This window comes from Arthrobacter sp. Y3221159 (assembly GCF_059089885.1).
The window spans coordinates 78,298-99,251 of sequence record NZ_JBNHFC010000015.1 but is presented as its reverse complement, the minus strand read 5'-3'; the positions used below and the strand labels follow the sequence as shown (position 1 = coordinate 99,251).

The 20,954-nt window shown below is 65.6% G+C and carries 17 protein-coding genes and 1 tRNA gene; 6 read left to right on the top strand and 12 right to left on the bottom strand.

What is annotated here, in order from left to right:
- Window positions 1-15: 15 nt before the first annotated feature.
- The 3 genes from AC5RT3_RS15650 to AC5RT3_RS15640 form a co-directional block, all read right to left on the bottom strand.
- Entirely contained in the window at window positions 16-1,008 is a 993-nt protein-coding gene (locus tag AC5RT3_RS15650) for a hypothetical protein (protein WP_494053018.1), read from the bottom strand.
- Window positions 1,009-1,146: 138 nt separating this feature from the next.
- Window positions 1,147-2,826, bottom strand: coding sequence for a helicase HerA-like domain-containing protein (locus tag AC5RT3_RS15645; RefSeq protein WP_494124621.1), 1,680 nt, complete (start codon window positions 2,824-2,826; stop codon window positions 1,147-1,149).
- Between the two features lie 72 nt (window positions 2,827-2,898).
- Window positions 2,899-3,297 (bottom strand): GvpU-like protein, encoded by a 399-nt coding sequence (locus AC5RT3_RS15640; RefSeq protein ID WP_494124620.1) that lies wholly within the window; start codon window positions 3,295-3,297, stop codon window positions 2,899-2,901.
- A 251-nt stretch (window positions 3,298-3,548) separates the two neighbouring features.
- Between AC5RT3_RS15640 and AC5RT3_RS15635 the strand changes: the two genes are divergently transcribed.
- A complete protein-coding gene (locus AC5RT3_RS15635; protein ID WP_494124619.1) occupies window positions 3,549-5,885 on the top strand; it encodes a coiled-coil domain-containing protein in 2,337 nt (778 codons plus the stop codon).
- An 88-nt stretch (window positions 5,886-5,973) separates the two neighbouring features.
- Here AC5RT3_RS15635 and AC5RT3_RS15630 read toward each other — a convergent pair whose 3' ends face one another.
- Entirely contained in the window at window positions 5,974-6,672 is a 699-nt protein-coding gene (locus AC5RT3_RS15630; protein WP_494053022.1) for a type 1 glutamine amidotransferase domain-containing protein, read from the bottom strand.
- A gap of 171 nt (window positions 6,673-6,843) precedes the next feature.
- Here AC5RT3_RS15630 and AC5RT3_RS15625 point away from each other — a divergent pair, with 171 nt between their 5' ends.
- Window positions 6,844-7,833, top strand: a complete 990-nt coding sequence (locus tag AC5RT3_RS15625) for an LLM class flavin-dependent oxidoreductase (RefSeq protein WP_494053023.1) — start codon at window positions 6,844-6,846, stop codon at window positions 7,831-7,833.
- Between the two features lie 57 nt (window positions 7,834-7,890).
- Here AC5RT3_RS15625 and AC5RT3_RS15620 read toward each other — a convergent pair whose 3' ends face one another.
- The 4 genes from AC5RT3_RS15620 to AC5RT3_RS15605 all read right to left on the bottom strand — a co-directional run bounded on the left by AC5RT3_RS15620 (window position 7,891) and on the right by AC5RT3_RS15605 (window position 11,432).
- A complete protein-coding gene (locus tag AC5RT3_RS15620) occupies window positions 7,891-9,018 on the bottom strand; it encodes an FAD-dependent oxidoreductase (protein ID WP_494124618.1) in 1,128 nt (375 codons plus the stop codon).
- Between the two features lie 13 nt (window positions 9,019-9,031).
- Window positions 9,032-9,958 (bottom strand): AEC family transporter, encoded by a 927-nt coding sequence (locus tag AC5RT3_RS15615; RefSeq protein ID WP_494124617.1) that lies wholly within the window; start codon window positions 9,956-9,958, stop codon window positions 9,032-9,034.
- 51 nt (window positions 9,959-10,009) lie between these two features.
- Entirely contained in the window at window positions 10,010-10,435 is a 426-nt protein-coding gene (gene panD, locus AC5RT3_RS15610; RefSeq protein ID WP_494009890.1) for an aspartate 1-decarboxylase, read from the bottom strand.
- Window positions 10,436-10,517: 82 nt separating this feature from the next.
- Window positions 10,518-11,432 carry a LysR substrate-binding domain-containing protein gene (locus AC5RT3_RS15605; protein WP_494124616.1) on the bottom strand — a complete coding sequence of 305 codons (915 nt, stop codon included), beginning with the start codon at window positions 11,430-11,432 and terminating at the stop codon, window positions 10,518-10,520.
- A 153-nt stretch (window positions 11,433-11,585) separates the two neighbouring features.
- Between AC5RT3_RS15605 and AC5RT3_RS15600 the strand changes: the two genes are divergently transcribed.
- A complete protein-coding gene (locus tag AC5RT3_RS15600; protein ID WP_494124615.1) occupies window positions 11,586-13,049 on the top strand; it encodes an amino acid permease in 1,464 nt (487 codons plus the stop codon).
- 310 nt (window positions 13,050-13,359) lie between these two features.
- Window positions 13,360-16,866, top strand: coding sequence for a bifunctional proline dehydrogenase/L-glutamate gamma-semialdehyde dehydrogenase (locus AC5RT3_RS15595; RefSeq protein WP_494124614.1), 3,507 nt, complete (start codon window positions 13,360-13,362; stop codon window positions 16,864-16,866).
- A 106-nt stretch (window positions 16,867-16,972) separates the two neighbouring features.
- On the opposite strand, the gene AC5RT3_RS15590 is transcribed toward AC5RT3_RS15595, so the two are convergent.
- Together AC5RT3_RS15590 and AC5RT3_RS15585 are read right to left on the bottom strand one after the other, a co-directional pair.
- Window positions 16,973-17,287: a hypothetical protein gene (locus AC5RT3_RS15590; RefSeq protein WP_494053026.1), complete on the bottom strand. Its 315-nt coding sequence runs from the start codon at window positions 17,285-17,287 to the stop codon at window positions 16,973-16,975.
- 185 nt (window positions 17,288-17,472) lie between these two features.
- Window positions 17,473-18,327 carry a LysR substrate-binding domain-containing protein gene (locus AC5RT3_RS15585; protein ID WP_494053027.1) on the bottom strand — a complete coding sequence of 285 codons (855 nt, stop codon included), beginning with the start codon at window positions 18,325-18,327 and terminating at the stop codon, window positions 17,473-17,475.
- Window positions 18,328-18,462: 135 nt separating this feature from the next.
- Between AC5RT3_RS15585 and AC5RT3_RS15580 the strand changes: the two genes are divergently transcribed.
- A complete protein-coding gene (locus tag AC5RT3_RS15580; RefSeq protein WP_494124613.1) occupies window positions 18,463-19,869 on the top strand; it encodes an MFS transporter in 1,407 nt (468 codons plus the stop codon).
- 69 nt (window positions 19,870-19,938) lie between these two features.
- Here the strand turns inward: AC5RT3_RS15580 and AC5RT3_RS15575 are convergent, their stop codons facing one another.
- Both AC5RT3_RS15575 and AC5RT3_RS15570 read right to left on the bottom strand, forming a co-directional pair.
- On the bottom strand, window positions 19,939-20,082 hold the full coding sequence (locus tag AC5RT3_RS15575; protein ID WP_494053029.1) for a hypothetical protein: 144 nt from the start codon (window positions 20,080-20,082) through the stop codon (window positions 19,939-19,941).
- Between the two features lie 96 nt (window positions 20,083-20,178).
- A tRNA-Gly gene (locus AC5RT3_RS15570) sits at window positions 20,179-20,252 on the bottom strand.
- A 240-nt stretch (window positions 20,253-20,492) separates the two neighbouring features.
- On the opposite strand from AC5RT3_RS15570, the gene AC5RT3_RS15565 reads away from it, so the two are divergent.
- A complete protein-coding gene (locus tag AC5RT3_RS15565) occupies window positions 20,493-20,954 on the top strand; it encodes an SRPBCC family protein (protein WP_494009882.1) in 462 nt (153 codons plus the stop codon).

The following is a 20,954-nucleotide window of genomic DNA, read 5'->3' as shown; positions in this document are numbered from 1 at the left end:
ACCAGAACAAACGAGCTAGAAGCTCAGCATCGGGGTGACTTTGACCGCGTCGCCGGAGACGTCCAGGCGCGTGGTGAAGCTGAAGTCCACCTCTGCCTCGAGGGGATACCAGATGCCGGTGAAGGAGTTCTGCTGAAGCGCTTCCACCTTGGCCTTGCCGTCCAGCGGGGCCACCACCCAGCGTCCGTCGAAGGGTTCGATGGAGACGTTGGGATACTCCGTGACGGTCCACTTGATGCTGCCGTCCTGCACCCTGTTGTCGCTGGCGTAGTAGAACGGGCAGTCCGGCTGCAGCTTTTGTTCCTTGGCCGCTTCCGCAGCACAACCGTCCAGGAACTCCTTGACTTTGTCCGCCACGTCTTCCTTCAGCTTGCCCGTTGCCTGGGTCAGCAGGTTGAGCGGTGCCACGGGAACGTCGCGGGCCGTCACGGTGGCCCGCGTGGCGGGGGCGGAGAAGTACTGGCCGTTCAGGGCAGCCTCGTACTCGCCGGGGTAGAAGACGGCGAACGAGTTCCGGCCGTTGGGCATGTTCACCGGGACGCCGTTGACGTTCGCCTGGTTGCCGTTGACCACGGTGATGTCCAGGGTGGGCAGGCGGGTGGGGACGAACGCCCACGTGTTGAAGAAGATCCATTCCGTGCCGGTTTTCTCCAGCAGGAATTCGGTGCTGAGCCGGCTGCCGTCAATTGTGTATTCCATCGGCACCACCACCTGGTCGCCAGGGCGTTCCTGCGGGTCGCCGATCTCCACGTTGGCGAGCCGGGACGCAGCGGTCTGCAGCCCGGTCCCGTCCAGCATTGCGGCGTTGCTTGGCGGCACGGTGGCGCGCAGCAGTCCCAGCGCCTTGCCGCCGTCGCCGTCCTGCAGGGCGTCCAGATACTCGCGGACCGGCTGCTGCGGGCTCGCCACGGTGTTGTTCACCAGGTTCACGGCAACGATGGCTCCGGCCACGGCAAGCATGAGGCCCAGCAGCCATCCGGCCGCTATCCTCACCAACGCTTGACTCATCTGCACGTTCCTTACAGTAACGTTAGTGCGAACGCACACTAAAGTTGGTGTCTCCCCTACTTGGGGCGGAAGCGTGGGGAAAGCGTCCGACGACGGCGTGCGGCACAGCCGGTCAGGGCGCCGTGGAAAGCGCTGTGGTCAGCGGCGGCGGCGCCGGGATGACGTGCCGAAGACGCCCCTCAACAGTTCACGGCCCAGCTGGGTACTGACGGACCTGGCCATGCTCTTCAGGCCACCGCCGAGTGCGCCGCCAAGGACCGCGCCCAGGTCGTCCATCATCCCGCCTCCCGGCTGGGGCTGCGGCTGCCTGCGGGGAGCCTCACCACGGGTCTCGTCCCGGCGCGGCGCGGTTTTGCTGCTGGTCCTGCTGCTCGGCCTGCCCAGGATCTCCTCCTCGATGCGGCGGGCCTCTACATCGACGTCCAAGGGGCCGGGAACTTCCGCTGCCGGGCCCGTGGGCGCGGCGGCCTTGCCGGTCAGCTTCTCGTAGGCGGACGGGTTGTCCACGGCCGTCCCGTACTTCGGCAGCAGGGCGGACCCGGCCACCGTGCTTCGGACCACGGCCTCATCGCTGGGGCCCATGACGGACTCCGGCGCGCGCAGGCGGGTATGGGCCACCGGCGTGGGGGCGCCTTTGTCATTCATGACGGTGATGACGGCTTCGCCGATGCCGGCGGACGTCAGGGTTTCCTCAAGGTCGTAGTCGCTGACCGGGAACGTGGACACGGTGGCCTTCAGGGCCTTGGCGTCCTCCGGGGTGAAGGCCCGCAAGGCGTGCTGCACCCGGTTGGCCAGCTGGCCCAGGACGTCGGCCGGAACGTCCTTGGGGGTCTGGGTGACGAAGAAGATGCCTACGCCCTTGGACCGGATGAGCCGGACGGTGGTGGTGATTGCCTCCAGGAAGGCCTTGGACGCCCCGTTGAACAGCAGGTGGGCCTCGTCAAGGAAGAACACGAGCTTGGGCTTGTTCAGGTCGCCGGCCTCGGGGAGGTCCTCAAAGAGATCGGCCAGCAGCCACATCAGGAACGTGGAGAACAACATGGGCTTGGTCTGTAGCGTGGGCAGTTCCAGGCAGGTGATCACGCCCCGGCCGTCTGGGGCGGTGCGTAGCAGCTCGGCCGTATCGAACTCCGGTTCGCCGAAGAACTTTTCAAGCCCCTGCGCTTCGAGGTTCACCAATTCCCGCAGGATCACGCCGGCGGTGGCTTTGGACAGCCCGCCGAGCTCCTCCAGCTGGTCCTTGCCTTCGGCGGAGGTGAGAAACTGGATGACGGCCCTCAGGTCCTTGAGGTCGATCAGTTCCAGGCCGTTCTTGTCCGCAAAGTAGAACACCAGCTGGAGGCTGGACTCCTGCGTGTCGTTCAGTTCCATGATGCGGGAGAGCAGGATGGGGCCGAAGGACGAGACCGTGGCGCGGACCGGGACGCCGTTGCCGTCACCGCCGAGTGCCAGGAATTCGACAGGGAACGCCCGGCCCTGCCAGGGCTGGCCGATGCTTTCGGTGCGCGCGCTGAGCTTTTCGCTGCCCGTTGCCGCCGTAGCCAGCCCGGAAAGATCACCTTTAATATCCGCCAGGAACACGGGAACACCGGCCGTGGACAGCTGCTCGGCCATCATGTGCAGCGTGACGGTCTTGCCGGTGCCGGTTGCCCCTGCCACCAGCCCGTGCCGGTTCATCATGGCCAGCGGCAGCCGCACCGGAGCGTCCTTGTGAAGCTCGCCGTCGACGATGGCGGCCCCCAGTTCGATGGTGGCCCCTTCCAGGGCGTAGCCCTTCTGGATGGTGGCAAGCTTCTCTGCTGTGGTTTTCTTGGCCATGGCGCAAGCATAGCGGCGGCCGCTGCCGGCGCCGCGGAGGCCGGCAGCGGCAGGCTGCAGCTCCGGTGGGGATCACTCGTAGGAAGGCCGGTGCCATTCCTGGTCGGCGGGCATCCTGCCGATACTCCAGGCGGAGACTTTCCGAAGATCGACCCTTGTTGCCTGCAGGCGAACCTTCCGGCCCCCGGTCACAAGCACCGGCCCAAGAAAGTGAAGGTACGGGTCCTGCTCAGGCCTCTGTTCATTTAAGCTTGAAGCCTCCGAATCGAAGGCGTTGGCGATGTCCGGGCTGCCAACCCGGATCTGATCATTTTGCCGCCGCTCCCAGGCCTGCTCCGACACCACGGACCCCGAGATGACGGTACCGTCGACTACAACAGTGAGCTCAAGGGTTGCATCGGTGTCGACTCGAACGGTCCTCCCCAGTAATTGCGCCAAGCGGTTGTCGATGTCGTATGTCCCATCCGCCACTGCATGTCCCTTTCTCTGCTGAACCTGAAAGCTGCTCCGGGTATCAGCATAAATCCGCGCTGATTCGGTGACTGGGCTGATGCGACGGGGGAGAGAGCAAGTAGTCGCGCCGCCCGGCGGCTCCAGAAAACGAGTACTTGAAGGGCAAAGTCAGGTGGCCAATTACGCGTGTTCTCCGCGTGGGTTGGAACTTACCTTTAGTGCAGGCAGCGGCCAGAGTGGGCCGCCCGATGGTCTCAACAGGAGCTCACATGCGCACACCCCCCAGCAAATCTGTCCTCTCCCGCCGCCTTGCAGCAGCAGTTGTCCTGCCCGGCCTGCTCACCAGCAGCCTGGTTCTGGTCCAGCCGGCCTTTGCCGCAGGAACCACGTCCAATACCAACATCTGCAACGGTGTGGTCAACCAGCAGGCACACCGGGGAGCCGTCCAGGCAAACCTTCTCAAGGCAGCCGCGAAGAAGAACGCAGACGCCATCGCGAAGCTGGAAGCTGAGAAGGCCCTGCTCCAGAACCAGGAAACCGGGCTCAAAGCCGACATTGAAGCGACGGACAAGGCGATCGCCGATCTCGAGGCCCAGGAACAGCAACTGGCAGACGACGAGGCTGCAACGCAGGCAGAATGGGAAAGGTTGAACCAGGAGCTAGCGAGCACAACCGCGGCCATCGCGGACGCGGAGGCAGCGCTTGCTGGGCTGCGGGAACAGAAAGCCGACGTTGAAAGTGAGCTTTCACCGCTTCAGGAGGACTTGCTGGCCGCTGAGGCAGCGGCGGACCACCTGGAAGGCCAGTTGGCGCAAGTTGTTGCAGATGAGCAGGCCAACAGCGAAAAGCTGGCCACGGCACAAGCCGAGCTGGAGACACTTAAGCTGGCTGCCGCCGACGCCGCTGGTGCCGTGAGCGCCAAAGAGACCCAGATTGAACAGGCCCAGGGCGAACTGCAGACGCTGACCGCCCAGGCGGAGGAAGCTGCGTCCGCTGTTACCGCCGCACAGCAGGGTGTCGCGGACGCCCAAGAAAAACTGACGGCGCTTGAGGCGGACAGCGCTGCAGCAGCCGACACGCTTCAGACGGCGAGGGATCAGCTTGCGGCCGCGGAACAGACCCTGACCGAACTGGAGTCGGCAGCGACGGCCGCGGATGAGGCCCTAACCGACAAGAAGGGCCAGATCACCGGCGCCGAGGGCGAGCTCGTCGCGCTGCAGTCCGTCGCGGCTGATGCCACGGAAGCTCTCGCCGGCCAAGAGGCCGACATCGTCGATGCCGAGGCAGAGCTGGTCACTTTGCGGGCTGATGCGGCGGCAGCGGCGAAAGCGGTGGATGACAACGCGGCGAAGATTGCGGCGGCCAAAACGGCGATCACCACGCTGCAGGGCCAGATCAACGCGCTCAACACGACCATTGCAGCCAAGCAGTCCCAGCTGACAACGGCGCAAAACGAGCTGAAGGCCCTGACGACCACCAAGGACGCGCTAACGGCAGAAATCGCGGACCTTAACCGGCAGATCGACGCAATCAACGGCAACTCGCAGCGCAAGCGGGAGCTGATCGCCCTCCGCGACGCTAAGCAGGGCGAGCTCGACAGCGTGAACGCCCAGATCACCGACAAGAACGCGCAGATTTCTGGCCTTAAGGGCGACCTTAAGGCACTTCAAACCCAAGTGGACTCGCTGAATGCCCAGCTTGCCACCAAGCAAGAGGAGAGCAGCGCACTGCAGCAGAAAGTGGCACCGCTGCAAGAGGTGCTCGACATTGCGAATGATGCCGTCTCTGCACAGCAGACCGAGATCGAAGCGTTGAATGCCCAACTGCCCGGGCTCCAGGACGCGGTGGCCTCTGCGAACAACGATGTTGTCGAAAAGCAGGGCCAACTCACTGACCTGCGGGCGGAGCTGCCTGCTCTCGAGGAGGCAGCCGCCGATGCAGCAGAGGCCGTTGTAGCCCAGCAGAAGGTTGTTACCGACCTTGAGGATGCCCTGCCCTCGCTGGTATCCGGGGTAGTTGAAGCCCAACAGGCCGTTACCGACCAGAAGAACGTCCTCGCGGCCAAGCAGGACGCACTGATGGACGCCAATGGCGCGTTGACCTCTGCCGAGGCGGCTGTCGAGTCCAAGGAAGACGAGATCCTGGACCTGCAGGCCGCCTTGCCCGGGCTAGAGTCAGCCCTCACGGCAGCGAATGAAGCCGTGGCCGACAAGACCGCTCAGATTGACCGCCTTAACCTGATTGCGGGGAATCTGGCCGGTAAGGTAACCGACCTGAACGCCCAGATCGCGGCCAAGGAAGCGGAAATTCTGGCGCTGCAGTCCCGGGTTGAACCCCTGTTGGATCAGCTCAACAAGCTGAACGGTGAGATCACCGCGGCGGAAGCGAACCTGGCCGCATTGCAGACCCAACTGACGGGGCTGGACACTCAGCTCACAGCGGAGCAGAAGAGGCTGGCCGACCTGCAGGCCCAGAAGAAGTCCAACAAGGATGCCATCGCTGCACAGAAAATGGTGGTGAACGATCTTACAGCCAGGCTCGGCGACGTTCAAAAGCAGATTGCAGCCATTGACGGAACGATCGCCCTGGGAGGCTGCGCCGTCTAAGCCGTGTGGAAGCCGGCGCCCAACGACGTGCGCCGAACGGAAGTGGCCCGGTCACCTAAGATCGGGCCACTTCCTTGGCTCCAAACCCTCAGCCCAGGGCCTTGATGACTTCCTTGGCCACGTCCTCGCTGGACTGCGGGTTCTGCCCGGTGATGAGGTTGCCGTCGCGGACCACGTTGGAGCTCCAGGCCGGACCGTTCTCAACGACGGCGCCCTTCTCCTTCAACGCGTCCTCCACCAGCCATGGAGTGTTTTCGCCCGTGCCGCCGCCCAGCTCCTCCTCATTGCTGAACACGGTGAGGCGGCGGCCCTTGAACGTGAAGGCGCCGTCGTCGTCCGTCGCACTCAGCAGCCCGGCCGGACCATGGCAGAACGGCGCGATGATCTTGCCGTGACTGTCGGCGGCGGCCAGTAGCCTGCCAAGGTCAGGGTCCTTGTACAGGTCCGCCATGGGCCCGTGCCCGCCGGGCATCACCACGGCGTCATAGCCGGAAGGGTCGACGCCGGCCAGCGCCAGCGGCTGCGACAGCTCGCCGTCGATCGCCTCGAGGTAGTCCCGGAAGCCTTTCGCCCGGTCCTCGCCGCCGGCCGACTCCGCCGCCAGGCTGACCTGGTCCACCGTGGGTTTGCGGCCACCGGGCGTGGCGACATGGATGGTGTGCCCGGCGTCGAGCAGGGTCTGGTGGGCCACTACCAGCTCCTCCGCCCAGAAGCCGGTGGGGTGCTCGCTGCCGTCCTTCATGGTGAGGGAGTCGGCTGCCGAGACAACCATCAGGATGTTTGCCATGGTGTTTCTCCTGTCTGTTCCACTTGGTTGCTTAGTGGCGGCAACCTCGTCAGTGTGCTGGGTATTCCGCACATCCTAGAAATAAGCCGGGGCCCGCCGTCGTTATGCCAGACGTGCCCGCCGCGATCCGACGGGCAAAACTACGCAATGCTTCGAAAGGCCGGCACCCACGTGACTCTCCCGCTCTCCATCCTCGACCTGGCAACAATCGGCAAAGGCCAGACGGCGGCAGAGAGTTTCGCGGGCAGCGTGGCCATGGCGCAGAGCGCGGAACGGCTGGGATACCGGCGGGTATGGTACGCCGAGCACCACAACATGTCCTCCATCGCCTCGTCAGCCACCAGTGTGCTGATCGCCCACGTGGCCGCCCACACCGAGAGCATCAGGCTCGGCGCCGGCGGCATCATGCTGCCCAACCACTCGCCGCTGACCATCGCCGAGCAGTTCGGGACCCTGGAAACCCTCCACCCGGGCCGGATCGATCTTGGCCTGGGCCGGGCGCCCGGCAGCGACCAGAACACCATGCGGGCCCTCCGCCGGGATCCGATGTCTGCGGACAGCTTCCCCCAGGACGTCCTGGAACTGCAGGGCTACCTCACGGGACCCACCCGCATCCAGGGCGTGGAGGCCACCCCGGGCAAGGGCACCAATGTTCCGCTCTACATCCTGGGCTCCTCCCTGTTCGGTGCCCGGCTGGCTGCACAGCTCGGCCTGCCCTACGCCTTCGCCTCGCACTTCGCCCCGACTGCGTTGCAGGACGCCGTCGCCATGTACCGGCGGGAGTTCAAGCCGTCGGCCCAGCTGGATGCTCCCCACGTCATCGCCGGCGTGAACGTTATCGCCGCTGATTCAGCATCCGAGGCGCAGGCAATGCTGCAGGCCACCAAGCGCGCGAGGGTTTCCCTGTTCTTCGGTGGCGGACGCGAGTTCACCGATGACGAGGCGGACATGATCCTCGACTCGCCCCAGGGCCAGCACGTCTCGCAGATGATGACCTACTCCGCGGTGGGCACGCCCGACGTCGTCCTGGACTACCTGGACAGCTTCGGCAGGCATGCCGACGCCGATGAGCTCATCGTGGCGCACCAGAGCACCGGCACCGAAGAGCGGCTGCGGTCCGTCGAGCTGCTGGCCCAGGCGGCCGGGCTCGCGCGGGTGTGACGGCCGCCCATTTAGGAAACCCTGCTGGACGCGGTGGGAGGCGGGAAGTAGAGCCTGCTACCGTGACGCGCGGAAGATCTCCGGCGCGGGGCGGGTTCCCGTGGCCAGGTCTGCGAGGATCCGGCCGATCACGGGCGTGAACTTGAAGCCGTGCCCGGAGAAGCCGGCGCCGATGACCACGGGTCCGATCCGGTCCAGAATGAAGTCCTCGTCAGGGGTGGTGGTGTAGGTGCAGCTGACGGCCTCGAAGGAATCCGCGTCCACCCCCGGCAGCCACGTCCGGGCGTAGTCCCGCAGCGCCGCGAGCTGCACAGGCTCGGGCTGGAAGGACCGCCTGTCCGGATCCACTACGGGCCCCGTGCCGTGCCAGCCGGCCTTGACTCCCTCGCCGGGCGTCAGCATCCCGTACACGGGGGAGTACCAGCCCTGGTAATCCGCGCCAGTGCCGGGGTAGTGGTTGAAGCCGGGCCAGACAGCGCCCTCGTCCACAACCCGGAAGTGCAGGGGCTGCTCCTGGGTGACGGTGAGCCGCGGAATCCGAAGTGCGCCGCCGGCAATGCCCAGCAGCTTCCCCGTCCACCCGCCCGCAGTCACTACCGCCTGGGCGGCGCTGACCGTCTCGCTACCGGACGCCGACTCAAGAACCAGCCGGACGCCGTCGTCCATCACCTGGAAGTCCACCACCTTGGTGTGATGCCGGATGTCGGCGCCCCGCGCAACGGCCAGCCGCTGGAAGGCGGGAAGCGCGGCTTCCGGGTTGAGTTGGCCGCCGTCTGGCATGTGCAGGACCTGCTGGTCGAAGCGGATGCCGCGCCACCGTTCTGCCGCTTCCTCGCGGGGGAGGAATTCGGCGCGGATGCCCGCCTGCGTCAGGGCGCCGGCAACCTCGGGCAGCAGCGGCTCGGGGCCGTGGCTGACGATGCCGGTGCGTGCCAGCAGCTGTTCGCCGCTTTCCTGCTCAAGGTCGTCCCACAGGGCGAGGCTTTCGGCCAGCATGGCTACATATTCGGGCCGGTGGTAGCCCGGGTTGAGGTTCCGGGTGCTGCCGTGCGATGCGCCGATAGCGTGCCCGGGCCCGAACTGCTCCACCAGCGTCACCTGGCGGCCGCGGCCGGACAATGCCCAGGCGGCGGCTGAGCCCATGGCCCCGCCTCCGATCACCACGGTGTCAAGGATGGTTCCCATCAGTTTTCTCCCATCATGTGAGCAGCAGCGCGACGCCGATCATCGCAGGCACGGCCACCACGGTGGTAATCAGCACGGTGTCCTTTGCCACTGCAAGTCCCGTCTTGTACCGGCTGGCGGCCACGAAGACGTTCTGGGCGGTGGGCAGCGCCGAAATGACGACGACGGCGAACAGCGCGTGCCCTTCCATCCCCATGGCGAAGCGGGCGAAGAGGTAGGCCAGGGCCGGTTGCACGGCCAGCTTGAAACCGCTGGCGAGCAGGGTGTCCACTCGGCGTGCCGATGACGCCTGGAGCGGCCGGGTCCCGTTGAGGCTCATGCCGAACGCGATCAGCATGGCCGGGATGGCAGCCCCGCCAATCAGGTGGATCGGTTCCATGACCAGCTCCGGGACCTTGAATCCCGTGCCGGCAACCACCAGACCAAGCGCGGAACCCACGATCATCGGGTTCCGCAGGATCATGAAGATGAAGCTCAGGGGAGTGGTGCGGTGCGAACTGGTGCTGGAGTCCAGGATCAGCAGGAACAGCGGGGTGAAGAAGGCGAGCTGGAAGATCAGCAGCGGGGCCACATAGCTCGCGTCCCCCAGGACGTAGACGGCGATGGGGATGCCGAGGTTCGCCGAGTTGACCAGCGAGGCAGCCATGGAGGACATCAGGGACTCCGGCAGCGAACGTTTTAGCCAGAATTTGGCGAGCGTGAAGAAGAGCGCCGCCGTGGCGATGGCAGCAACAGCCGTGACCAGCAGGGGAGCGGCGAACACTTCCTGCAGGCGGGCCTTGCTCAGCGTTTCGAAGAGCAGCGCGGGGCTGGCCACGAAGAAGGTGAGGGAGCTCAGCACCGGCCGGGCGTTGTCCCCCAGCACCTTCTGCCGGCCCACGAACCAGCCCACCAGGATGATGCACCACACCACAAAGAAGCCCGCCAGCACTCCTAGCAATGAAGAACCTGCGGGGTGCGGCGGGGCAGCGTACCGGAGACCACGCTCCGGTTAGAAGTCGGCGTTGTTGAGTGCGAACGGCGGGCGCAGGAGGCCGGGGGTGATGCCCTCGGCGGGATCGTTGCCGAGCTGGACCACCTTGTTGTTGGCGTCCACATGGACCACCTTGGGCTCGTAGGCCCTGGCTTCTTCGGTGGTCATCTGCGCATAGGTAATCAGGATGACGAGATCGTTTTCGTGCATCAGGTGCGCCGCAGCGCCATTGATGCCGATGACGCCGGAACCGCGCTCGCCGGCGATGGTGTACGTCTCCAGCCGTGAACCGTTGGTGATGTCCACAATCGAGACAAGCTCGCCGGGGAGGATGTCGGCAGCCTCCAGCAGGTCCAGGTCAACGGTGACTGAACCCACGTAGTGCAGGTCAGCGTGCGTGACGGTGGCCCGGTGGATTTTCGACTTGAACATTGTTCGATTCATAACGGCACCAGTCTAGCGCCGGCCCCGATCCGTCGCAGTGACGCAGGGAACACTCCCGGCAGCAGCTTACGACGGCGGCGGGTCACCCGGCGTCGTTCGCCGCGATGGCGGCAGCGGCCGCCGCGAGGGTCTCCCTCGCGGCAAGGATGGCGGGCCGCTTGGCGCTGGAACGGCGTACCGAGGTGAACACCGTGCGGTGCGGCTTGCCGGGCAGCTCCAGCAGTTTGGCGGTGGTGCCCCGGCCCGTCCATACCAGGTCCGGCATCAGGGCCACGGCGTTCCCGGACTCAATGAGCCGGATCTGCGCCTGCAGGTCGGCGGTTTCAAAGCGCACGTCCGGTTCAAAGCCTGCGCTGCGGCAGGCCTGCTCCGCCCAGTGGCGCGACGCTGCCCCCCGCGGCTCCATGACCCAGGCGAGCTCCGCCGTGTCCTCGATCCCGCGGATGGCGGGACCGCCGTCGGACTCCGGCGGGACGGCAAGCCGGATGGCGTCCGTGGTCAACTTGACCCGGTCGAGCTCCGCGTAGCGCGGGGCGGCATGCCCGGGATATTGCTCGGCGATGACAAGGTCGAAGTCCCGCGCCCAGGTCTCATGGAGCGCGGTTTCCGGCTCGCGCTGGATCATCTCGATCCGCACCTCGGGGTAGGCAACGGACATCCGGGTCAGCGTGTCCGGCATGAGCGCCAGTGCCGCGGACTGGAAAACTGCGATCCGTACGGTTCCCGTGACGGTGGTCAGGGATGCCGCCAGGTCGGCCTCCGCCTGTTCCATGGTTTCCAGCAACTGCGCGGTGTGCGCCACCAGCACCTCCGCCTGCGGCGTCAGCTGCACCCGCCGGCCCGTCTTGCGGAGCAGTTCCACGCCCACCTCCTTCTCCAGGAGGGCCAGCTGCTGCGATACCGACGACGGGCTGTACTGGAGTGCATCCGCCACCTCGGCCAGTGTCCCGCGGATGCTCAATTCACGGAGCAGCCGGAGCCGGCGGACGTCGAGCATGATGCAATCCTTACCGAAACTAACGAATATAGGTTAGAAGTAGTCACTTTATCTAATGCAAGCAGGCTTGCATACTGTTGTGATCGAGTTACCCCCGTCACAGCCAATTCTTGGCGTGCCGCGGCGGGGTCGCACCCCAAGCAGGAGTTCCTGATGAGCACTAGAGATATGAGCCAGTCGATCATGCGGCGCAAGCCGATTGACGACATTGAGGAAGAAAACAAGCACAGTGGCCTGTTCAAGTCACTCGGGCTGTGGCAGCTCACCGCCATCGGCGTAGGTGGCATCATCGGCGTCGGCATTTTCTCGCTGGCAGGCCTGGTGGCGGCCGGCAGCGAAGGAACACCCGGGGTGGGGCCCGCGGTGCTGATCTCGTTCCTGGTTGCCGGTCTGGCCTCCGCGGCCGCGGCGCTGTCCTACGCCGAGTTCGCGGGCATGATCCCGCGAGCCGGTTCCGCCTACACCTACGGCTACGTGGCGCTGGGCGAAATTGTCGGCTGGTTCATCGGCTGGGACCTGCTGCTGGAATACATTGCCATCGTGGCCGTGGTGGCCATCGGCATCTCCGGCTACTTTGACGCCTTCCTCTCCGGCATCGGCATCAACATGCCTGCCTGGATGACCTCGACGGCGGACGAGGGCAAGGGCGGCATCGTCAACATCCCCGCCATCCTGGTCTGCCTCCTGGTCACCTGGATCCTCTCCCGCGGCACCAAGGCCTTCGGGCGGTTCGAACTCGTCGCCGTGGCCATCAAGGTGATCCTGATCCTCTTCATCATCGGCCTGGGCGTCTTCTACATCGATACCAACAACTACAACCCGTTTATGCCCAGCGGCTTCGGCCCGGTCCTGGCCGGCGCGGCTACGGTCTTCTTCGCCGTCTTCGGCTATGACGCCATGAGCACCGCCGCCGAGGAAGCCACCGACGGCAAGAAGCACATGCCCAAGGCCATCATCCTGTCCCTCATCATCGCCATGCTGCTCTACGTGGCCGCCACCCTGGTCCTGACCGGCATGCAGAACTACAAGGACATCGACCCCACCGCCGGCTTCGCCTCGGCATTCACCGGGGTTGGCCTGCCGGTCATCGCCACCATCATCTCCGTGTTCGCGGTGCTGTCCATCCTCACCGTGATGCTCACCTTCCTCCTGGGCGTTACCCGCGTGTGGTTCGCCATGAGCCGCGACGGCCTGCTGCCCGGCTGGTTTTCCAAGACGGACCGGCACGGCACGCCGCAGCGGGTCACCTGGATCGCCGGCATAGCTTCGGCCTTCCTGGCCGGCGTCTTCCCGATCAAGGAGGTCGCGGACCTCACCAACATCGGCATCCTGGCCGCGTTCGTCGTCGTCTGCTTCTCGGTGATCATCTTCCGCTACAAGCGCCCCGATGCCCCGCGGACCTTCCGCCTGCCGCTGATGCCGGTCATCCCGGCCTTCGGTGTCCTGGCATCGGCCTTCCTGATGTTCCAGCTGCACTGGGAAACCTGGCTGCGGTTCAGCGTCTGGCTGGTCATCGGCCTGGCCATCTACTTCTTCTATGGCCGCAGGCACTCCCTGATGAACCCGGACAGTCCGCGGCACGAGGAACTCGTGGAGATGCACCGCCCCCTCCGCTGACCCTCTCTCACTTTTCGCGCCTTCTCCCGGAACGCTCTGGCACTTTCGGCGCCTTTTCGACAAACCCTCCTGCACATCATGTGCGGGAGGGTTTGCCGTTTTGCCGCGAAAGGTGGGAGAGCGTTTGGGGTTTGAGCGCAGGAGGTGAGAGAGGGTTTTAGGGGAGCGCCAGGTCGCGTTTCCGGGGATGCTGAAGCTTCAGCTTTTCTAACCTGTATTGCTTAGAAAACATCGCTTTATCTTATGTGAACGCAGGCGCATACTGGTGGATAAGACCACTCCGAACCCCCAGGAAAGAACGAGAAAAGCCATGACCCACGTAGCAATGGAGCCGGCACTTGCCGCCGGTGTTGCGCCGCAGACTGTCGACGTCGATGTCCCGCAGGCCAAGGCCCTGGCGAACGACGCAGTGGCCCTGGTCCGCCGCTGGCTGACCGAGGCCGCAAAGGTTCCGGTCGATGCTTCCGCAGAGCAGCTCGCCGGAGTTCTCAAGGACCCCAACGGCCTGGAGTTCACGGTGGGCTTCGTGGACGGCGTGGTCCGCCCCGAGGATTTGAACGTCGCCGCCCGCAACCTGGCCAAGCTTGCCCCCAAGGTTCCGGCATTCCTGCCCTGGTACATGCGTAGCGCGGTGGCGCTGGGCGGCACCGTTGCTCCCGTCTTGCCGCAGGTTGTCATCCCCATTGCCCGCAAGGTCCTCCGCGAGATGGTGGGCCACCTAATCGTGGACGCCACTGACGCCAAGCTGGGGCCGGCCATCGCCAAGATCAGGAAGGACGGCATCAAGCTCAACGTCAACCTCCTCGGCGAGGCAGTGCTGGGCGAGCACGAGGCATCGCGCCGGCTGGAAGGCACCCATACCCTGCTGGCCCGCCCCGACGTGGACTACGTGTCCATCAAGGTTTCCTCCACTGTGGCCCCGCACTCCGCCTGGGCCTTCGACGAAGCCGTGGAGCACGTCGTCGAGAAGCTCACTCCGCTGTTCCAGCGGGCCAACTCCTTTGCCGGGGGCGGCGGGAAGGCCAAGTTCATCAACCTGGACATGGAGGAGTACAAGGACCTGGACATGACCATCGCGGTCTTCACCCGGATCCTGGACAAGCCAGAGTTCAAGAACCTCGAGGCCGGCATCGTGCTCCAGGCCTACCTGCCGGACGCGCTTTCCGCGATGATCCGGCTGCAGGACTGGGCAGCCGAACGCCGCGCAAACGGTGGCGCCGCCATCAAGGTCCGCGTGGTCAAGGGCGCCAACCTGCCGATGGAGCAGGTGGAGGCCTCCCTGCATGACTGGCCGCTGGCCACCTGGGGCAGCAAGCAGGACTCTGACACCAGCTACAAGAGCGTCATCAACTACTCGCTGCACCCCGAGCGGATCAAGAACATCCGGATTGGCGTCGCCGGCCACAACCTGTTCGACATCGCCTTCGCCTGGCTCCTGGCCAAGCAGCGCGGGGTGGAATCGGGCATCGAATTCGAAATGCTCCTGGGCATGGCCCAGGGCCAGGCGGAGGCCGTCAAGAAGGACGTCGGTTCGCTGCTGCTCTACACCCCCGTGGTGCACCCGTCCGAGTTCGACGTCGCCATCGCCTACCTGATCCGCCGCCTCGAAGAAGGCGCCAGCCAGGACAACTTCATGTCCGCGGTGTTCGAGCTGAGCGAGAACGAGGCCCTGTTCGAACGGGAAAAGCAGCGCTTCCTGTCCTCGCTGGAAGCCCTGGACAACAGCGTGCCGCCGGCCAACCGCCAGCAGAACCGCAACCTCCCGCCCACCCCAATGCCGCACACCGGCTTCCGGAACACCCCGGACACCGACCCGTCCTTGCCCTCGAACCGTGACTGGGGCCGGGCCATCCTGGACCGCATCCCGTCCTCCACCCTGGGCAACGCCTCCGTGGCCGCCGCGTCCATCAGGGACGAAGCCACCCTCAACACGGTGATCGCCACCGCCGTCGAACAGGGCAAGGCCTGGGGCGAGCTCTCCGGCGACGAGCGCGCCGAGATCCTGCACCGCGCCGGCGACGTCCTTGAGGCCCGCCGCGCCGACCTGCTCGAGGTCATGGCCAGCGAAACCGGCAAGACCATCGACCAGGGTGACCCCGAGGTCAGCGAGGCAGTGGACTTCGCCCACTACTACGCCGAGTCCGCACGCAAGCTGGACAAGGTCGACGGCGCCACGTTCGTCCCTGCCAAGCTCACCGTGGTGACCCCGCCATGGAACTTCCCGGTCGCCATCCCGGCAGGGTCCACCTTGGCGGCACTCGCCGCCGGTTCCGCCGTCGTCATCAAGCCCGCCAAGCAGGCCGCCCGCAGCGGGGCCGTGATGGTCGAGGCCCTCTGGGAAGCAGGCGTTCCCCGCGACGTGCTGACCATGGTGCAGCTGGGCGAGCGGGAGCTGGGCAAGCAGCTCATCTCCCACCCGGCCGTTGACCGGGTCATCCTCACCGGCGGCTACGAGACCGCCGAGCTGTTCCGCTCCTTCCGCAAGGACCTGCCGCTCCTGGCCGAAACCAGTGGCAAGAACGCCATCATCGTCACCCCCAGCGCGGACCTGGACCTGGCAGCCAAGGACGTGGCCTACTCCGCGTTCGGCCATGCCGGCCAGAAGTGCTCCGCCGCGTCCCTGGTGATCCTGGTGGGTTCGGTGGCCAAGTCCAAGCGCTTCCACAACCAGCTGATCGACGCCGTCACCTCACTGAAGGTGGGCTACCCACAGGATCCCACCAGCCAGATGGGGCCCATCATCGAGCCTGCCAACGGCAAGCTCCTTAACGCCCTGACCACCCTGGGCGAAGGCGAGAACTGGGCAGTCGAGCCGAAGAAGCTGGACGAGAGCGGAAAGCTGTGGAGCCCGGGCGTCCGCTACGGCGTCAAGCGCGGTTCCTACTTCCACCTGACCGAGTTCTTCGGCCCGGTCCTGGGCGTGATGACCGCGGACACCCTGGAGGAAGCCATCGCCATCCAGAACCAGATCGAATACGGCCTCACCGCCGGCCTGCACTCCCTCAACTCCGAGGAACTCGGCGTCTGGCTGGACTCCATCCAGGCCGGCAACCTGTACGTCAACCGCGGCATCACCGGCGCCATCGTGCAGCGCCAGCCGTTCGGCGGCTGGAAGAAGTCCGCAGTGGGCGCCGGCACCAAGGCAGGCGGCCCCAACTACCTGGCCGGCCTGGGCGACTGGACCGCAGCCCGCAGCACGGCGACGGCCTCCGTCGCCCACCCGGGTGTCCGCCGCATCATCAACGCCGCCGGCGCCGCCCTGGAGCCTGCCGAGCTGGAGTCCGTCCAGCGTGCCTTGGCGTCCGACGCCGAGGCCTGGGCGGAGGAGTTCGGTACCGCCAAGGACGTGTCCGGTCTGAGCGCGGAACGCAACATCTTCCGCTACCGCAGCCTGCCCGTCACCATCCGCCTGTCCGAAGGGGCGCCGCTCGCGGACCTCGTCCGGACCGTGGCAGCCGGTGTCCTGGCCGGATCGGAGCTCACGGTGTCCACCGCCGTCGAACCTCCCGCCCAGCTGCGCCCGGTGCTTACCGCGCTGGACATCGATGTGACGGTGGAGTCCGACGCCGGCTGGCTGGCTTCCGCAGGACGCCTCGCATCCGCGGGCAAGCTGTCCGGAGCGCGCGTCCGGCTGATCGGCGGGGACGCAGCCGCGCTCGCCGAGGCAACCGGCGGCAGGCCCGACCTGGCGGTGTACGCCCACCCGGTCACGGAGGCTGGCCGCGTGGAACTGCTGCCGTTCCTGCACGAGCAGGCAGTCAGCATTACGGCCCACCGCTTCGGCACACCGAACCACCTCTCGGATGCCCTGATCTAACCAGGGCAGGCCAACACAAGGCCGGGCGGCCACCTTCTCGGGTGGCCGCCCGGCCTTGTTTGCTGTCAGTGTCCGCGCTGGCTGCGCGGCAGGAGACCTGCGGCTGTCAGCCCAGGTACCACCCGGGCGGCGTCCATGTCACGGGAACGCTGTGTGCTGAGAAGTCCTCGCAGCGGGTGCAGGTGTAGGCCACTTCCCCAAGGGTGGCTACTGCGCCGTCGCGCCGGTACGTGGGCGGTATATAGGACTCGAGGTAGATGAATTCGTCGGTACGGCACTTGTCGCAGGTTGGCTTGCCTACGTAGCCGGAATCTGTGGTTGCTACTCCTGCGCCCAGGTTCGATTGGCGGGTTGCGGGCCGCGGAGAGGTGTGCGGGTGTGCATGGGCCGCACTGAAATGGGTGTTCTTGGCTGTCTTCATTGGCTGCCTGTCCCGGGCGGGAGCTCTGTTGTGCAGGGCACGCCCGTGTGAGAGAACCGGCCAGCTGCTTGACCATGGGAGACCAGCATAGATTAGGTAACGTTCTGACATCAATGGAAAGCTTTCACGGGGTGGCGCTTTGCTCCTACTTCGGCCGGAGGTAACGCCTGCCGAAGTTCCCGTTCCTAGGCCTGGCGGTTGATGGTCCTGCCCACGATGGACTGCGTGAGGGCATCGATGACCTCCGAGTTGGCCAGGGGATTGCGGATCAGGGTGAAGTCGACGTCCCCTACGGCGGGCAGGTCGAAGCGCCGCGTGATGATTTTCAGGTCTTCCGGGACCAGCGACGTCGGCATGACCGCGACGCCGATTCCAGCCCGGACGGCGGCCAGCACCCCGCTGATCTGGCGGGTGGTGCAGGTGATGCGCCAGGTCCTGCCGTGTGCCTCGAGGGCGTCAATGGCCAGTTTCCTGCTCAGGCTGGGCGAGGGGTAGGCAATCAGCGGGACCGGGGTGCCCGGCTCCAGGCTGGTCTGCTCCAGGCCCACCCAGGAGAACGAGTCATGCTGCACCACGGTGCCGTCTTTGGCGCCGGCCACCCACTTCACGAAAACGAGATCCAGCTGGCCGGCGTTGAGTTTGCGGTACAGCTGGTCGCTTTGGCCCACCGTCAGCTCAAGGTTGATTTGTGGATAGATCTGCCGGAACTCACGGAGGATCCGGGGCAGGCCGGTGATGGCAAGATCGTCCGCGGTGCCGAATCGGAGGCGGCCGCGCATTGCCGAGCCGGAGAAATAGCGGGCCGCGGCGTCATGGGCGGACAGGATGTTGCGCGCGAACCCTGCCATCGCATCCCCGTTGTCCGTAAGCCGGACATCGCGGGTGTCCCTGGTGATCAGTACCCGCTTGGCTGCCGTTTCCAGCTTCCGGACGTGCTGGCTGATGGTGGGCTGCGCCAGGCCCAGGCGCTCGGCAGCCTTGGTGAAGCTCAGCGTTTCGGCCACCGCCAGGAAGGAGCGCAGCTGGGTGGGGTCAAACAAGACGGACTCCTCTGAGGGTTTGGGATGGCATTACGGACTGCAATGGGACTTATAGGCACGATACGTCTCCATAATCTTCGGGCCCAGCCTAGCGGTAAGGGCATCCCAGGCCGCCATCAATGTGAGGACATACCTGTGGCACCCCCACCGCCGTCATCGGCAACCGTCACCCAGCCCGTCATCGACTCCGCAGGTTCTGCGCCGGATTCTGCACCTGACCGTCCGGTTGGGGACATCCACACCCAGCCGCTCCCGGTTGTGGCCGAACACCTTCCCTGGCGGCACACGTTCATCTCCCTGAAAGTGCCCAACTTCCGGATTTTCGCCGCCGGACACTTCATTGCCGTGATCGCACTCTGGATGCAGCGGATTGCCCAGGATTGGATGGTGCTGGAACTGTCCGGTTCCGTCACAGCTGTGGGCATCACGGTGGCACTGCAATTCTTGCCGTCCCTGCTGCTGGGACCCTGGGGTGGGATGGTGGCCGACCGGTTCACCAAGCGGAAGATCCTGATTCTGTGCCAGGGCATGGCCGCGGTCCTGGCCGGGGCGTTGGCTGTCCTCGCCCTCACCGCAACCGTTGAGGTGTGGCATGTCTACGTCATCGCACTGGTGCTGGGCCTGGTCACCGTCCTTGACCAGCCCGCCCGCCAGGTGTTTGTGCACGAGCTGGTGGGTCCGAAGTACCTGCGGAACGCCATCAGCGTGAATTCCACAACCTTCCAACTGGGCGGCCTGATTGGCCCCGCTTTGGCCGGACTGCTCCTGACCGCCGTCGGTGCAGGCTGGGCTTTCGCTGGCAACGCCTTCGCCTGCTGCTGCACTGTTGCCATGCTGCTGATCCTGCGTAAGGACCAGCTGTTCGTCAGCGCGCCGGCACCCAAGAGCAAGGGGATGCTTCGCGAAGGCCTGCGGTACGCGCTCAGCAAGCCCACCATCTACTGGCCCTGGCTGATGGCAGGCTTCATTGCGGTGTTCGCCATGAGTTTGCCGGTGGTGCTTGCAGCGTTTGCCGACCGCGTCTTTGCGGTGGGTGCCGGCGGCTACGGGCTGCTCAACGCCCTGGTGGCTCTCGGTGCATTGGCCGGTGCGGTGGCTTCCACCCGCCGCCGGCGGCTTCGGCTGCGGTCCGTGGTGTTCTGCGCCGGCATGTATGGTGCGATGCTCTGCCTGGCATCGCTGGCGCCGTCCATGGCCTGGTTCGGCGTGGCGATGGTCATGTCCGGATTCTGGTGCCTGATGTTCCTCACTGGCTCCAACCAGCTGGTCCAGGTCAGTTCGAACATGGGAATTCGGGGGCGGGTGATGAGCCTCTACATCATGGTGCTGATCGGCGGCCAGGCTTTGGGCGGACCCATGCTGGGCTGGATCGCCGAACACGCGGACCCGCACGTCGCGCTCCTGGTCTCGGGCGGGGTACCGGCGCTCGCGGCCCTGACGGTGGCCGTCCTGCTGGCACGGAAAGCAGGCCTCACGCTCCGGGTGGACCTGAAGGACCGGCGCCGACCGCTGCAGATCGTGAACCGGGCAGCGGCAGCCTGAAGCAAACGCCAGCTTTTTCAGATAGCCGCTTCAAACTGCCGGTCCAGCCCTCAGCCGGCGGTTTCCCGGCTACTTCTTCTTGCCAGCGCTCTTGCCGGACGGAGTATCCAGGGAACTGGCCGGCGCGGAAGCGGCCCTCTTGTCTGCGCGTTTTTCCTTGATGGACTTGCCGGACTTTTTTGATGCCGTTTGACGCGGGGACTTATCAGCCATGATTGCTCCTGTAGCGGAACCGAAAGGTTCCTGACTACAGACCCTACACGGCGGCACCAAATACCCTCCGTGCAGCGTCCGCGATACTGCAGAAAGTGGAGCGGCTGACGGGAATCGAACCCGCGTATCAAGCTTGGGAAGCTAGCGCTCTACCATTGAGCTACAGCCGCACTGCCCCCACTCGCGCGGGGCAGAACTTAGCTTAGCGCAGATGGAGCCACAAACCGCCCAACCCGGAGTGCTGTTGGCCGTGTCCCGTAAGCAGCGGCGTCATCCAGTAACTCTTCAATAACGTCGAAGGCCCTGGCTAGGTGCGGGTCCGGAGCGCTGGTTAACCTGAACCGGAAGGCTGCGGCGTCAGGGGGAGGCGGTCAGCGCGGCAGGCCGACGTCAACCACGGGAAGATTTACATGGCATTCGCAGAACACGAGGTCCTCATCCGGCGTGACGCCATGGCTGTGTACCTGTACCTGCTCGATGCCACCAATCTTCCGCTCTGGCGCGAGGGCGTCCGCAGCGTGAAGCTGCTGCAGGGCCCGGCCGAGGCCAAGGGCGCCGTCTACCGGCAGATGGTCGCGGGCCGGTCCGGGCTGAGCATTCCGGCTGACCTCGAAATCACCCAGGCCCGGCCGGGCGCTGAAATCGAGTTCCGCGTCCTGTCCGGCCCCGCAAACCGCAGCGGCGGCTACTACCTCAGCACGGAAGGGGCGGGAACCCGGGTGCGGTTTGCGGTCGAAGCGCAGGCCGAGGGCCGGTTCGCGTTCCTTGACCGGCTGGGCCTGCTGAACAAGATGGTCCAGCGAAGTGTCCGGGCAGAAGTAGCCCAGCTGGAGCGGCTCAAGGACGTCCTGGAGCTCCAGCCCGCCGTCTAG